The organism is Streptomyces sp. NPDC057682, assembly GCF_042799575.1.
Lineage (GTDB): Bacteria > Actinomycetota > Actinomycetes > Streptomycetales > Streptomycetaceae > Streptomyces.
In genome coordinates this window covers 168,536-181,550 of the sequence record NZ_JBHVIN010000013.1, presented here as the reverse complement: position 1 = coordinate 181,550, position 13,015 = coordinate 168,536, and the positions used below count along the sequence as shown (strand labels likewise).

The window sequence follows — 13,015 nt, the reverse complement described above, 5'->3', positions numbered from 1 at the left end:
ACGACGGGCTGGTGGGAGCGGGGTGTCGCGCGGCGGAATGCTATGGGGCGCGGGGCGGTCTCCGGGGTGGCACGCGTACGCGGTACATCCGGTACGCGTTCGAGCGGCCCGCCCCCTGCCCGCGCGGCGGGCACGCGCGCTCAGGCACGCGCGGCCCGTCCCCCGGCGGCGGTGTCCGGCGGGCGGGTACGCGTGTGCCCGGCCGGCCCTCGGGGTGAGGGCGGGCCGGGCACGGGTGGTGCGGGGTGTCCTGGCGGGTCAGTGCGCTTCGCGTACGGCGAGGGCGCGGCGCAGGTCGTCGATCTGGTCGGCGAGCTTGCGGCGGAGGGCGGGGATGAGGCCCTGGTCGGTGAGGGCCTGTTCGCCGAGGCGGAGGCTGTCGGCGTCGACGGCGTACGCGGGGAAGGCGTACCGTCCGGCGGCTTCGGCGATGACCGGGCCCCGGCGCGTGGCGAGCGCGGTGGCGTCGGGGTAGAAGCGGGCCACGTACGGGGCGAGGAGTTCGGTCTGTTCGGGCTGCCAGAAGCCCTGGGCGGTGGCGGTGAAGAGGTAGTTGGAGAGGCTGTCGTCGCCGAACATGGCGTCCCAGGCGGCGGCCTTGGCCTCGGCGGCGGGGAGGGCTGCGCGGCAGCGGGCTGCGCCTTCGCGTCCGGTGGCGCTGGGGTCGGCGTCGAGTGCGGCGTCGATGGCGGTCTCGTCGACGGCGCCGAGGACGGCGAGCCGGGTGAGGATGCGCCAGCGCAGTTCGGGGTCGAGTTCGGGGCCGCCGGGGACGGTGCCGTCGGCGAGCCAGGCCTGGAGGGTGTCGGGCTGGGTGGCGGCGTCGATGAAGTGGCGGACGGCGACGAGGCGGAGTCCGGGGTGGGTGCCGTCCTCGGTGCGGCGGATGAGGTCGCGGCTGAGGGCGGTGAGGGTGGCGAGGGCGGCGGGCCGCCGGTCGGGGGTGACGTAGCGGGCGGCGACCTGGGTGTCGGCGAAGGCGAGGACGCCCTGGAGGAGCGCGAGGTCGGTCTCGTGCGGCAGGTGGGTGCGGGCGGCGTCGAGGTAGGTGGTGGGGGCGAGTTCGCCGTCGCGGACCATGTCGCGGGCGGCGTTCCACACGACGGCGCGGGTGAGGGCGTCGGGGATGCCGGAGAGGTGGGTGAGGACGGTGTTCCAGGAGTCCGGGTCGACACGGATCTTGGCGTAGGTGAGGTCCTGGTCGTTGAGGACGACGAGGGCGGGGCGGCGGCCGGGGCGGGTGACGGGGCCGTTCTGCGGGACGGTGATCTCGAAGCGGTCGCGCAGGACGAGCTGTTCGGGGCCGGGTTCGGTGCCGAGGGCGTGGTCGTAGGTGCCGACGGCGATGCGGTGGGGGCGGGTGCCGCGGTGGTCGACGGTGAGGGACCAGCCGGTGCCGGCGTCGGTGACGTCGGGGACGAGGGTGTCGACGCCGGTGGTGCGCAGCCACTGGTCGGCCCAGGCGTGGACGTCGAGTTCGGTGGCGGAGGCGAGGTTGTCGATGAAGTCGGCGAGGGTGGCGTTGGCGAACTTGTGGCGGGCGAAGTGGGTGTTGATGCCGGCCAGGAAGTCCTTCTCGCCGAGCCAGGCGACGAGCTGGCGCAGGGCGGAGGCGCCCTTGGCGTAGGAGATGCCGTCGAAGTTGAGCATCGCGGAGGCGGTGTCGGGGACGGCGGCGGGGTCGGGGGCGACGGCGTGGGTGGAGGGGCGCTGGTCGGCGTCGTATCCCCAGCCCTTGCGGGCGACGCCGAAGTCGACCCAGGTGTCGGTGTAGTGGGTGGCCTCGGCGAGGGTCTGGTAGCCCATGTACTCGGCGAAGGACTCGTTGAGCCAGATGTCGTCCCACCAGGCGAGGGTGACGAGGTCGCCGAACCACATGTGGGCCATTTCGTGGGCGATGACCATGCCGCGGGTCTGGCGTTCGGTGTCGGTGACGGCCGAGCGGTAGACGAATTCGTCGCGGAAGGTGACGAGTCCGGGGTTCTCCATGGCGCCGGCGTTGAACTCGGGGACGAACGCCTGGTCGTAGGAGTCGAACGGGTAGGGCTCGTCGAACTTCTCCTGGAACCGGTCGAAGCAGGCGCGGGTGATGTCGAGGATCTCGTCGGCGTCGGCGTCGAGGTGGGGGGCGAGCGAGCGGCGGCAGTGGATGCCGAAGGGCAGTCCGGCGTGTTCGGTGGTCACGGAGTGCCAGGGGCCGGCGGCGACGGCGACGAGGTAGGTGGAGAGGGGCGGGGTGGGCGCCAGGGTCCAGTGGCCGTCGCCGTCGTGGTGGGCGATGCCGTTGCCGAGGACGGTCCAGCCCTCGGGGGCGGTGACGGTGAGCGCGAAGACGGACTTCAGGTCGGGCTGGTCGAACGCGGCGAAGACGCGCTGGACGTCCTCCATGAAGAGCTGGGTGTAGACGTAGGTCTCGCCGTCGCTGGGGTCGGTGAAGCGGTGCATGCCCTCGCCGGTGCGGGAGTAGCGCATGGCGGCGTCGACGCGCAGTTCGTGGGGGCCGGCGGCGAGGCCGGTGAGGGGGAAGCGGTTGCCGGTGAGGTCCGCGGGGTCCAGCGGCCGTCCGTCGAGGCTGATGGAGCGCAGGTCCGCGGGCTTGATCTCGACGAACGTGTCACCGTCGGCGAGGGCGGTGAACCGGATGACGGTACGGGAGTCGAAGGTCTCCTCCCCGGCGGTGAGATCGAGGTCGATCGTGTACCGCTGTACGTCGAGGAACTGGGCTCGGGCCTGCGCTTCATCGCGCATCAGTACGGACATGGGTGCCATGCTGCCGTATGGGGTGGCCGGTGTGCAGGCGGGTTCACGGTGGGCTGACGCGATGATGCCGGGTTCTTGGCGGACGGGCCCTGTGGCGGGGTGCGCCGGTGACGTGGAGTGAGCGCCGGTGGCGCGGGGTGTGCGCCCGGGGGGGGTCAGCCCTGGGCGGCGGACTCCTCCGCGATGCGTTCGTGGTGGCGGATGACCTCGGCGACGACGAAGTTGAGCAGCTTCTCCGCGAAGGCGGGGTCGAGGTGGGCGCTCTCGGCGAGCTGGCGGAGCCGGGCGATCTGGCGGGCCTCGCGGTCGGGGTCGGCCGGGGGGAGGTGGTGGGCGGCCTTGAGGTGGCCGACCTGCTGGGTGCACTTGAAGCGTTCGGCCAGCATGTGGACGACGGCCGCGTCGATGTTGTCGATGCTCTGGCGCAGCCGGGTGAGTTCGGCGCGTACGGAGTCGTCGATGTCGTTCGTGGTCATGGGCAGCGAGCTTACGGGGTGACCGTCGGCGGGTGGTCGGGGTCCGGGACGCGGTCGCTCCAGCCGCCGGGGACGGCGCGGCCCTGCTGGGCGCGGAAGCGGACGGGGGCCATGCCGACGCGGCGGGCGAACAGGCGGGAGAAGTAGGCGGGGTCGTCGTAGCCGACGCGGCGGGCGACGGCGGCGACGGGCAGGTCGCCGGTGGCGAGGAGTTCCTTGGCGCGGCCGAGCCGGATGCCGAGGAGGTAGTCCTTGGGGCTGCATCCGGCGCCGCGACGGACGGCGGTGCGCAGTTCGGCGGCGGTCATGCCGTGGCGTGCGGCGTGTTCGGCGACGGACAGCGGCTGGAAGGCGTCACGGGCGAGGGCCTGGAGCACGGGGTCGCCGTCGGGGCCGAGGTCGGCGCGGGCCCGGCGCAGGGCGACGAGGAGTTCGTGGACGGCCGCCGCGGTCTCGACCTCCAGGAGCGGGTTGCCGCGCCGGGCCGCGCGGACCATGCGGCCGACGGCGGCGCGCGGGGCGGCGGTGTCGGAGAGCGGGACCAGGGGGCGGTCGGGTTCGATGCAGCCGAGTTCGGTGTAGGTGGCGGTGGCGGGGCCGGTGAAGTCGACGAAGCTCTCGTCCCAGCCGGTGACGGGGTCGGCGCCGTAGTGGTGGGGGGTGCCGGGGGTCAGCCAGATCAGGCTGGGCGCGGTGACGGGCAGCCGCCGCCCGTCGGGGCCGGCGAACCAGCCGCTGCCGGAGTGGACGACGACGGCGACGTGGTGGTCGAGGGTGCGGGGGCCGACGGGCGGGAGGGTGCCGTGCTGGAGGCCGACGCCGAGGCAGACCAGGCCGAGGCGGTGGTGGAGCGGGCTGGGTGTGAAGAAGCGCATCCAGGTGTGGTACATCGGCCTCTGCGCTCCCCCGGTGGTCCTGTTCTTGTGCGGCATGCCCTGTGAGCAGGCGGTTGTCCAAACAGCCACGATCTTTGTCCATGGACCGGCCGCACGCCAGGGGTGAGGCTGGACCGAGGGATTCCGCATCGGGAGAGAACGGGCACCATGGCTGACTTCACCGTCGGGGACGACGACTTCCGGATCGACGGGAGGCCGGTGCGCCTGCTGTCGGGGGCCCTGCACTACTTCCGGGTGCACGAGGGGCAGTGGGACCACCGGCTGGCGATGCTGCGGGCGATGGGCCTGAACTGTGTGGAGACGTACGTCCCGTGGAATCTGCACGAGCCGCGTCAGGGGTGCTTCCGGGACGTCGGGGCGCTGGGGCGGTTCCTGGACGCGGCGCGGCGGGCCGGGCTGTGGGCGATCGTGCGGCCGGGGCCGTACATCTGCGCCGAGTGGGAGAACGGGGGGCTGCCGGTCTGGGTGACGGGGCGGTTCGGGCGGCGGGTGCGGAGCCGTGACGAGGGGTATCTCGACGCGGTGCGGGCCTGGTTCACGGAGCTGCTGCCGCAGGTCGTGGCGCGGCAGGCCGACCGAGGCGGTCCGGTGGTGATGGTGCAGGCGGAGAACGAGTACGGGAGCTTCGGCACGGACACGGTGTATCTGCGCCGGGTGGCGGATCTGCTGGTGGAGCTGGGGGTGGGCGTGCCGCTGTTCACCTCGGACGGTCCGGAGGACCATATGCTCACCGGCGGTTCGGTGCCGGGTCTGCTCGCGACGGCGAACTTCGGTTCGGGTGCGCGGGAGGCGTTCCGGGTGCTGCGCCGTCACCGGGCGTCGGGTCCGCTGATGTGCATGGAGTTCTGGTGCGGTTGGTTCGAGCACTGGGGTGCGCCGCCGGTCGTACGGGAGCCGGGGGAGGCCGCGGGGGCGCTGCGGGAGATCCTGGAGTGCGGGGCCTCGGTGAACCTGTACATGGCGCACGGCGGGACGAACTTCGCCGGCTGGGCGGGGGCGAACCGCTCCGGTCCGTTCCAGGACCAGGGGTTCCTGCCGACGGTGACCTCGTACGACTACGACGCGCCGGTGGACGAGTACGGGCGGGCCACGGAGAAGTTCCGGCTGATGCGCGAGGTGCTGGCCGAGTACGCGGACGGGCCGCTGCCGCCGCTGCCGCCCGCACCGGCCGGGTTGCCGCCGGTGCGGGCGGGGCTGACCGAGTGGGTGCCGCTGGCGGGGGTCCTGGAGGCGCTGGGCGATCCGGAGCGCGGGGCGTCGGGGGTGCCGCCGACCTTCGAGGAGCTGGGGGTGGACCGGGGGCTGGTGCGCTACCGGGTGGCGGTGCCGGGTCCGCGCCGCCCGTATCCGCTGTCGGTGACGGGGCTGCGGGACCGGGCGGTGGTGTTCGTGGACGGGGTGCGCCGGGGGGTGCTGGACGAGGCGGACGCCACGCTGCCGGAGCCGGTGGCGGGTCCGGCCGAGGTGGAGCTGTGGGTGGAGTCGCTGGGGCGGGTCAACTACGGGCCCCGGCTGGGCGAGCCGAAGGGGATCACCGGGGGTGTGCTGCACGAGCGGCAGTACCTCCACGGGGTGCGGGCGCGGGCGCTGCGGCTGGACGCGTTCGATGTGCCGGGGGCGGTGGCGGGCCTCGCGTTCGTCCCGGTCGACGGGTCGGGCGGGACCGGTCTGTACCGGGGGGTGTTCGAGGTCGCCGACGCGTCGGGGGCGGACCACGCGGGGCTGGAACTGCCGGGCTGGACCCGGGGGTTCGTCTGGGTGAACGGCTTCTGTCTCGGGCGGTACTGGGCGGCGGGCCCGCAGCGGACGCTGTACGTGCCGGGTCCGGTGCTGCGGGACGGTGCCAACGAGGTGTGGGTGCTGGAGCTGGAGGGGGCGGCGGCGCCGTACGTACGGCTGGGTCCGGGTCTGCCGCCGAGGGCGGGTTGTGAAAGTAGCGCCGTCCGCCCGTAGGGCGGGCTCGGCGGCGTCTGGTGCGTGCGATCGCAAGGCGGAGGGTCGCCCCGATACTGGATGTATCGGGGTGATCCCGACAACGCGGCGAGCGTGCGTGCCAGGCGTCGCCGAGCAGGCGGGACTTTCAGAACCCGCCCCAGGGCGGGCGCGGACGGCTGAGGGAGCGGGCCCCGGGGCTACAGTGGGGGGATTCTCGGCGCCTGCGAGCGGGGGTACGGACATGGCGGACGCGCCGAACGGCAGCCCGGTGGTGCACGGTTTCCCCCATCTGGACACGGTCCGCTCGGCGATCACGGCGCTGTACCGGCGGCTGTCCCTCGACGGGGTGCAGCGGTTCGCGCCGAGTCTGGCGCCGGCCGAGGCCGCGTTCGCGGACACGGACGATCTGCATCTGGGCGCGCAGCGGGTGGCGCGGGCGATGGTGCGGCACTTCCGGCTGCCGGACGCGCGGATGATCGTGGCGTTCCGGTCGATGGAGCACGCGGGCAGTGTCGAACTCGCCGCGGGTCCGGAGTACTTCGTGGAGCTGAACGACCGGTTCCGTACGCATCGGCGGGACATCGGTGCCGCGCTGTCGCACGAGGTGACGCATGTGCTGCTGCACCGGCTCGGTCTGGAGTTCCCGGGCACCCGGGACAACGAGATCCTGACGGACACGGCGGCGGCCTATCTGGGGGCGGGCTGGCTGCTGCTGGACGCGTTCCGGGAGGACGCGGTGTCGAGCCAGAAGCTGGGCTATCTGACCCCCGAGGAGTTCGGGTACGTGCTGGCCAAGCGGGCGGCGGCCTTCGACGAGGACCCCTCGCCGTGGTTCACCAGTCCCCAGGCGTACACGGCGTACACCGAGGGCCGGGCGCTGGCGCTGCGGGAGCGGGCCCGGCCGCCGCTGACCGCGGCGGGCTGGGCGGGCCGCCGCCGGTACGCGAAGGACCGCAGATATGCCCAGGACCATCCCGGGGCCGCCGCCTCCCCCGACGCGCCGTACGCGTTCGAGGCGGGCGCGGACGGGCTGCGGGTGGCGTTCGCCTGTCCGACCTGCCACCAGCGCAACCGGGTTCCGGTCCGGGGCCGGGTGCGGGCCCGGTGCGCGCTGTGCCGCACGGTGCTGGACTGCACGACCTGACACCGCGTCCGGGGTCCGCGGCCGTACGGCTTAGGGCCTGTCTGACCATTCCCGTCGTCCGCCCGGAGGGCGGGCCGGGCGGCGTCAGGTGCGTGCTCTCGGCGTGCCGGCCCCAGTCCCCTGTACTGGATGTACCGGGGTCTGGGGCCGGTGCGGCGAGAGTACGTGCATGGCGTCGCCCGGCAGACGGGAATGGTCAGGCAGGCCCTAGAGTCGAAATGTGAAGGAAGACCCGAAGGGGCGGCTTCCGGTCCCGGCGGACGGACCGGCGCTGTTCGACGCCCTGTACGAGGACGACGACGCCGTCGTCCGTCTGCTGCGCGCCGGGGTGTCCGCCGAGTCGGTGGACGGGGAGGGGGCGAGCGCGCTCTATCTCGCGGCCGTCTCGGACCGTCCGGGCGCGGTGCGGCTGCTGCTCGCCGCGGGCGCGGACCCGGACCGGGCGTGCGGTCCCGAGCGCGGTGATCTGCCGCTGTGCGGGGCGGCGTGCGGAGGGCACACCGAGGTCGTGGAGGCGCTGCTGTCGGCCGGGGCCCGGCCCGATCTGCCGGAGCAGTTCGGCTTCACCGCGCTGCGCTGGGCGGTCGGTCTGGGTCATGCCCGTACGGTCGAGGCCCTGCTCGCGTACGGTGCCGATCCCTGCCTGCCCGGCCCCGAGGGCGAGCCGCCGCTGCTCCTCGCCGCCCGCCGGGGTTCCCTGCCCACGGTCCGCGCCCTGCTGCGCCACGGCGCCGGCGACCCGCCCGGCGCCGTCGGGGCGGCGCTCGCCGAGGCCCTGCGCATGCTGGCCACGGACCTGGAGCGGGAACTGCGGGCGGGGCTGCGGGAGTTGTACGGGGACGCCGAGGGGGACGCGATCGTGGTGCGCCGGTCCGTCGTGGACGGCGGGCTCACGCTGACCGCCGAACTCCTCCGGGACGGGCGCCCGTCGGCCGGCCGGGACCAGCAGACCGGGCACGGCGCGATCGCCACGGTGCTGGAGCGGGAGCTGGGGCGGCGGGCCCCGTACGAGGAGCTGGCCCGGCGCGCCCTGCGCTGGGGCGATCCGGAGCTGGACGACTGGAGGGTGTGCGTCGGGGCCCTGCGCGAGCGCGGCGACGAGGAGACCCGCCGGGCCGCGCGTGCCTGGTGCGCGGCCCCGGACCCGGCACGGCGGGCCCTGGGGGCGGCGGTGCTGGCGGGGCGGCCCACCGGCTGAGGACGGCGGGGCCCCGGGGGCACGGACTCCGCGCGGAACGGCCGACGGGCACGGAACGGCCGACGGGCACGGTGGCGCGGGCCGAAGCCCGTGCACCGTGCCCGTCGCCGGTCGCTCACCGCCCGGGGGCGTCAGGCCGCGCGGCGGCCTCGTGCCGGGGCTCCGCCGCGGCCGGCGACACCGCCGGAGCGGCCGGATCCGGTGGCCCGTCCGGTGCCGCCCGTCCGGCCGGCGCCGCCGGAGCGGCCCGAGCCCTCGGCACGGCCGCCGGCGGACCGGCCGCCCGCGGACCGTCCGGTGCCGGTCGTGGTGCGGGTGCCGCCGTCACCGGTGGTGGCCGCGGTGCCGCCGGAGCGCCTGCCCCGGCCCCGGCTGCCGGAGCGGGACGTACCGGAGCCGGTGCGCTGCTTGGGCGGGGTGGGCTGCGGGACCTCGATCACAACAGCGACGCCGGAGGGCTCGCGGGCCCCGGTGATCCGGGTGAGTTCCTCGTCGCCGGACTTGACCCGGGTGGTGCGGGGGGCGATGCCCGCGTCCCGCATCAGCCGGTTCATGTCGTGCTTCTCGTCGGGCAGCACCAGGGTGACCACGCTGCCGGACTCCCCCGCGCGGGCGGTGCGGCCGCCCCGGTGGAGGTAGTCCTTGTGGTCGGTGGGCGGGTCCACGTTGACGACGAGGTCGAGGTCGTCGATGTGGATGCCTCGGGCCGCCACGTTCGTCGCGACGAGCGCGGTGACCTGACCGGTCTTGAACTGGTCCAGGGTCCGGTTGCGCTGCGGCTGCGAGCGTCCGCCGTGCAGGGCCGCGGCCCGTACCCCGCTGGCCAGCAGCCGCTTGGCGAAGCGGTCGGCGGCGCGCTTGGTGTCGACGAACATGATGACCCGGCCGTCACGGGCCGCGATCCGGGTGGCGACGGCCTTCTTGTCGGTCTCGTCCAGGACGTGGAGGACGTGGTGCTCCATGGTCGTGACGGCACCGGCGGACGGGTCCACGGAGTGCACCACGGGGTCGGTCAGGAACATCCGGACCAGCCGGTCGATGTTCTTGTCCAGGGTCGCCGAGAACAGCATTCGCTGCCCGTCCGGCTCGACCTGCTTGAGCAGGGCGGTGACCTGCGGCATGAAGCCCATGTCGGCCATCTGGTCGGCCTCGTCGAGGACGGTGATCGCGACCTCGTCCAGCCGGCAGTCGCCGCGTTCGATGAGGTCCTTGAGCCGGCCGGGCGTGGCGACGAGCACCTCGGCGCCCCGGCGCAGGGCCGTGGACTGCTTGGTGATCGACATCCCGCCGACGACGGTGGCCAGCCGCAGCTGGACCGAGGTGGCGTACGGGGTCAGCGCGTCGGTGACCTGCTGGGCGAGCTCGCGCGTCGGGACGAGGACGAGGGCCAGCGGGGCCTTGGGCTCGGCGCGGCGCCCGGCGGTGCGGGCCAGCAGCGCGAGACCGAAGGCGAGGGTCTTGCCGGAACCGGTGCGGCCCCGGCCGAGGATGTCCCGGCCGGCCAGCGAGTTCGGCAGGGTGGCGCCCTGGATCGGGAACGGCTCGGTGACGCCCTGCGCGGCAAGGGTTTTCAGCAGGGCGGCGGGCATGTCCAGCTCGGCGAACGCCTCGACGGCGGGCAGTGCGGGGGTTGTCGTTTCGGGCAGGGCGAACTCACCCTGCGGCGGCGTGGCCCTGCGACGGGACGACGCCTTGCCGGATCCCTTGCCGGAACCCTGTGCGGTTGCCTTGGCCTGGGCCGTGCCGCGCCCCCTCGACGGGCGGGTGCGGGCGGGACGGTCCTGGCGTTCGGAGCGGGTCATACGGGATTGCCCTCCTGGGGACAGCACAAACCGGGACCCGCACCGTTCGCGGTGCGGGTCCCGGCTGTGAGATATGCGTCAGGCGATCAGGCCGGGACGATGTTCTCCGCCTGGGGGCCCTTCTGGCCCTGCGTGACGTCGAAGGAGACCTTCTGGCCCTCCTGCAGCTCACGGAAGCCCGAGGCGTTGATGTTCGAGTAGTGGGCGAAGACGTCGGCGCCGCCGCCGTCCTGCTCGATGAAGCCGAAGCCCTTTTCCGAGTTGAACCACTTCACGGTTCCAGTAGCCATGTCAATCTCCTCATAGGTGCAGTGCCGGAAATCCGCACTTTACGAATTCCAAGTCGCCGCATTGAGCCCCACCCGGAGAAAGCCGGAAAACAATAAAGCGCCTGACGAAGCATTCCCGTCAGGCGCGCATAAAGTTCATGGGTACCAAAACTGCAACGCCACCACCGTAGCACGAACCGTCGCCCGGCGGAGGGAAGCACCCGTGCCGCCGGGCCGTGGACGGGGTGCGCGGCCCGGTTCAGGGGCGCAGGGCGATGCCGTCCAGGACCATCGAGAGGTACTGGCGGGCGATCTCCTCGGGGCTGTGCCGGCCGCCGGGCCGGTACCAGGACGCGGCGACCCAGACGGTGTCGCGGACGAAGCGGTAGGTGAGGCGGATGTCGAGGTCGGCCCGGAAGGTCCGGTCGGCGACCCCGCGCTCCAGGGTGCCGAGCCAGGCCTTCTCGAACCTGCGCTGGGAGTCGGCGAGGTAGTGGAACCGGGGCTGGTCGACCAGGTGCGCGGACTCCTTCTGGTAGATGGCGACGGCCGCGCGGTGCCGGTCGATCTCGCGGAAGGACTCCGTGACGAGCGCCTCGATGGTCTCCCTGGGGCCCAGTCCGGCGGCCAGGACGGCGTCGTACCCCTCCCAGAGTTCGTTCAGGAAGGTGGAGAGGATCTCGTCGAGCATCGATTCCTTGGAATCGAAGTGGTAGTAGAGGCTGCCCGCGAGCATGCCGGCCTCGTCCGCGATGCGGCGGACGGTCGTGGCGTTGTATCCCTGGGCGGCGAACACCTCGGCGGCGGTGGCCAGCAGTTCGCCGCGGCGCTCGGGCGACGGGGCCCCCTGGGGCTTCTTCTTGGTAGGCACCCGCCCATTGTCCGCCCGGCGCCGCGGCGGTCTCCGTCAGGCCGGGACGTCGTCGTTGCCCCGGCGGATCTCGCGCACCGGCCGGCCGGGGTGCCAGGTCCGGATGACCAGGGTGTCGCCGCCCTCCAGCCCGATGCGGACCACCTCGGTCAGCTCGGCCCGGAAGAGGTGGAAGGGCTCGGGCGGATGCACCTCCCCGATGTAGCGGGCGAGCAGGTCCGGGTCGGTCACCTCGACGGCGCGCCCGGAGACACGGACGTCGCCGTCGGCCATCTCGGCGTCGGGTCCGGGGTTGGCGTGGAGGGAGAAGCGGGGGTCGCGGCGCAGGTCCAGGGCCTTGCGGGAGTGCGGCATCATGCCGAGCAGCGCCTCGCCGAGCCGGAACTCGACTTCGAGGCCGGTGAGCCGGGGCGAGCCGTCCGCGCGGAGGGTCCCGAGGACGTGGTGCTTGTACTGGCCGAAGCGGCGCTCGACGGTCTCGGCGAACGCGGGCTCGGCCGCCCGGAAGTCCGCCCAGGAGGCGCGGTGCACAGAGGGTGGTGGGGTCATGGGTGCATCGAACCCCGGAATCCCGACATCTTCTGTCCGGATGACCGCGGAAGGTGTCCGCACGGTCCGGGGAACCACCCGGGCGGAGTCCGAAACCCGGATGTGCCCGGCCTCCGCCGGTTCGCTATCTTGATCGCCGCCGCCCCCACCGGCCTCTCGTCCCATTTGCTGAAGGAGCCGGCCATGGAGGCCGCCGTCACCACGTGCTACCGCCATCCGTCGTACGAGACGTATGTGAGCTGCACCCGCTGCGAGCGATTCATCTGCCCGGACTGCATGCGTGAGGCGGCCGTGGGCCACCACTGCGTGGAGTGCGTGAAGGAGGGGCGGCGTTCGGTGCGGCAGGCCCGGACGGTGTTCGGCGGCACGGTGGCGCGGTCCGCGGTGCCCGTGGTCACGTACGCGCTGATCGGGCTGAACGTCCTGGCGTACCTGGCCGAGCTGGTCCGGCCGGGGCTCGTGGCCCGGTTCGGGATGCTCGGGGCCGGGCTGACCGGCCCGGACGGCACCGCGTACGTCTACGCGCACACGGACTACCCGCCCGGCTTCCACGAGGCGGGGCTGGTGGCCGGTGAGTGGTACCGGCTGCTGACGGGCTCCTTCCTGCACCTGCCGCCGGACGGTTCCTCGCTCGGCGGGCTGCCGTTCGGGGTGCTGCACATCCTGTTCAACATGTACGCGCTGTGGAACCTGGGCCGGGTCGTCGAGGAGCAGCTGGGGCGGGCGCGGTATCTCGCGCTGTATCTGCTGTCGGCGCTGGGCGGTTCGGTGCTGGTCTATCTGATCGCGCCGTACGACGCGGCGGTGGGCGCCTCCGGGGCGGTGTTCGGTCTGGCGGCGTCGTTCTACGTGATCAACCGGCGGCTGGGACGGGACATGGCGGCGGTCAACCGGTTCCTGGCCGGCTTCCTGGTGTGGATGGTGGTCTCGGCGGGCTTCACCTCCTGGCAGGGGCATCTGGGCGGGCTGCTGACGGGTGCGGTGGTCACCGTCGTGTACGCGTACGCCCCAGGTCCGCGGCGGACACCGTTCCAGGCCGCCGGATGTGTGGTGCTGGGCGCGGTGCTGGTGCTGCTGGTCGTGCTGAAGACCTCGGCACTGACAGGCTGAGGGGC

Annotated in this window: 11 protein-coding genes; 4 read left to right on the top strand and 7 right to left on the bottom strand. The window is 73.5% G+C overall.

Features of this window, described 5'->3' with window-relative positions:
• Nucleotides 1-258: 258 nt before the first annotated feature.
• The 3 genes from pepN to ACFVDM_RS24155 all read right to left on the bottom strand — a co-directional run bounded on the left by pepN (nucleotide 259) and on the right by ACFVDM_RS24155 (nucleotide 4,126).
• Nucleotides 259-2,760 carry an aminopeptidase N gene (gene pepN / locus ACFVDM_RS24165; protein WP_383643714.1) on the bottom strand — a complete coding sequence of 834 codons (2,502 nt, stop codon included), beginning with the start codon at nucleotides 2,758-2,760 and terminating at the stop codon, nucleotides 259-261.
• A gap of 155 nt (nucleotides 2,761-2,915) precedes the next feature.
• On the bottom strand, nucleotides 2,916-3,236 hold the full coding sequence (locus ACFVDM_RS24160; RefSeq protein WP_383643711.1) for a chorismate mutase: 321 nt from the start codon (nucleotides 3,234-3,236) through the stop codon (nucleotides 2,916-2,918).
• A gap of 11 nt (nucleotides 3,237-3,247) precedes the next feature.
• On the bottom strand, nucleotides 3,248-4,126 hold the full coding sequence (locus tag ACFVDM_RS24155; RefSeq protein ID WP_383643708.1) for a helix-turn-helix domain-containing protein: 879 nt from the start codon (nucleotides 4,124-4,126) through the stop codon (nucleotides 3,248-3,250).
• 153 nt (nucleotides 4,127-4,279) lie between these two features.
• On the opposite strand from ACFVDM_RS24155, the gene ACFVDM_RS24150 reads away from it, so the two are divergent.
• The 3 genes from ACFVDM_RS24150 to ACFVDM_RS24140 all read left to right on the top strand — a co-directional run bounded on the left by ACFVDM_RS24150 (nucleotide 4,280) and on the right by ACFVDM_RS24140 (nucleotide 8,409).
• Nucleotides 4,280-6,085 (top strand): beta-galactosidase, encoded by a 1,806-nt coding sequence (locus ACFVDM_RS24150; protein ID WP_383643705.1) that lies wholly within the window; start codon nucleotides 4,280-4,282, stop codon nucleotides 6,083-6,085.
• Between the two features lie 223 nt (nucleotides 6,086-6,308).
• Complete coding sequence (locus tag ACFVDM_RS24145; protein ID WP_383643702.1) at nucleotides 6,309-7,211, top strand: hypothetical protein; 903 nt, start codon at nucleotides 6,309-6,311, stop codon at nucleotides 7,209-7,211.
• 220 nt (nucleotides 7,212-7,431) lie between these two features.
• Nucleotides 7,432-8,409, top strand: a complete 978-nt coding sequence (locus ACFVDM_RS24140; protein ID WP_383643699.1) for an ankyrin repeat domain-containing protein — start codon at nucleotides 7,432-7,434, stop codon at nucleotides 8,407-8,409.
• A 131-nt stretch (nucleotides 8,410-8,540) separates the two neighbouring features.
• Here the strand turns inward: ACFVDM_RS24140 and ACFVDM_RS24135 are convergent, their stop codons facing one another.
• The 4 genes from ACFVDM_RS24135 to ACFVDM_RS24120 all read right to left on the bottom strand — a co-directional run bounded on the left by ACFVDM_RS24135 (nucleotide 8,541) and on the right by ACFVDM_RS24120 (nucleotide 11,900).
• Nucleotides 8,541-10,211, bottom strand: a complete 1,671-nt coding sequence (locus ACFVDM_RS24135; RefSeq protein ID WP_383643696.1) for a DEAD/DEAH box helicase — start codon at nucleotides 10,209-10,211, stop codon at nucleotides 8,541-8,543.
• A gap of 86 nt (nucleotides 10,212-10,297) precedes the next feature.
• On the bottom strand, nucleotides 10,298-10,501 hold the full coding sequence (locus ACFVDM_RS24130; RefSeq protein ID WP_006123767.1) for a cold-shock protein: 204 nt from the start codon (nucleotides 10,499-10,501) through the stop codon (nucleotides 10,298-10,300).
• A gap of 238 nt (nucleotides 10,502-10,739) precedes the next feature.
• Nucleotides 10,740-11,351, bottom strand: a complete 612-nt coding sequence (locus tag ACFVDM_RS24125; protein WP_383643693.1) for a TetR/AcrR family transcriptional regulator — start codon at nucleotides 11,349-11,351, stop codon at nucleotides 10,740-10,742.
• 36 nt (nucleotides 11,352-11,387) lie between these two features.
• Entirely contained in the window at nucleotides 11,388-11,900 is a 513-nt protein-coding gene (locus ACFVDM_RS24120; protein ID WP_383643690.1) for a pyridoxamine 5'-phosphate oxidase family protein, read from the bottom strand.
• 183 nt (nucleotides 11,901-12,083) lie between these two features.
• Between ACFVDM_RS24120 and ACFVDM_RS24115 the strand changes: the two genes are divergently transcribed.
• Nucleotides 12,084-13,010: a rhomboid family intramembrane serine protease gene (locus ACFVDM_RS24115; protein WP_383643688.1), complete on the top strand. Its 927-nt coding sequence runs from the start codon at nucleotides 12,084-12,086 to the stop codon at nucleotides 13,008-13,010.
• The last annotated feature ends 5 nt before the right edge of the window (nucleotides 13,011-13,015 follow it).